Source organism: Aquimarina intermedia, from assembly GCF_008124785.1.
GTDB classification, from domain to species: domain Bacteria; phylum Bacteroidota; class Bacteroidia; order Flavobacteriales; family Flavobacteriaceae; genus Aquimarina; species Aquimarina intermedia.
In genome coordinates this window covers 1-1,334 of sequence record NZ_VNHU01000026.1, presented here as the reverse complement: position 1 = coordinate 1,334, position 1,334 = coordinate 1, and the positions used below count along the sequence as shown (strand labels likewise).

General features: G+C 43.9%; 1 pseudogene. It reads left to right on the top strand.

The features are described 5' to 3' along the window. Window positions 1-1,334: pseudogene (locus BD809_RS15710) on the top strand (gliding motility-associated C-terminal domain-containing protein); the annotation flags it as partial.

Here is a 1,334-nt window from a genome sequence, read left to right as displayed (position 1 = left end):
GATTATTCAGATCCAAACGGTTTACAAGTCACTACCACACCTTCTGCAGATTTAAACAATACAGATGGAGCAGATGAGTTGGATTACCGAGACACCGATGATGATAACGATGGTATTGTTACCCTTACCGAAGTAGGCGCAGACCCTGCGAACCCAACAGACAGTAATGTGGATGGTACACCTGACTATTTAGATGCCAGTGACTTAGATGGCGATAATATTCCTGACAGTGCAGATTTAGATGACGATAACGATGGTATTTTAGACAGTGTTGAAGATCCGAATCTGGATGGTGACAACAACCCGTATACAGAAGGAACCGTTGGCGATAATGATTTTGACGGCGATGGTATTCCTAACTTCCAGGATCAAGATGCCGATGGCGATGGCATTCCAGATAATGTAGAAGCACAGAGTACAGCAGGTTATACTGCACCAATTGGTACCGATGCAAATAATGATGGAGTAGATGATGCCTACGCAGGTGGACTTACCCCTGTGAACAGTGATGGAGCAGACACAGCAGATTACTTAGACTTAGATTCAGACAACGACAGTATTGTAGATGCTATCGAAGGTTTTGATACAAATAATGATGGGGTAGCTGATATAGTTCCGGCAGGAACCGATACAGACAATGATGGGTTGGATGACAATTTTGACTCGAGTGCAGATTATTCAGATCCAAACGGTTTACAAGTCACTACCACACCTTCTGCAGATTTAAACAATACAGATGGAGCAGATGAGTTGGATTACCGAGACACCGATGATGATAACGATGGTATTGTTACCCTTACCGAAGTAGGCGCAGACCCTGCGAACCCAACAGACAGTAATGTGGATGGTACACCTGATTATTTAGATGCCAGTGATTTAGATGGTGATGGTATTCCTGACAGTGCAGATTTAGATGACGATAACGACGGTATTTTAGACAGTGTTGAAGATCCGAATCTGGATGGCGACAACAATCCATATACAGAAGGAACCGTTGGCGATAATGATTTTGATGGCGATGGTATTCCTAACTTCCAGGATCAAGATGCCGATGGAGATGGCATTCCAGATAATGTGGAGGCTCAAACAACGGCAGGATACCTTGCACCGAGTGGTACTGATGCAAATAATGACGGAGTAGATGATGCCTACGCAGGTGGTCTTACCCCTGTGAACACTGATGGAGCAGACACAGCAGATTACTTAGACTTAGATTCAGACAACGACAGTATAGTAGAGGCTATCGAAGGCTTTGATACAAATAATGATGGGGTAGCTGATATAGTTCCGGCAGGAACCGATACAGACAATGATGGGTTGGATGACAATTTTGA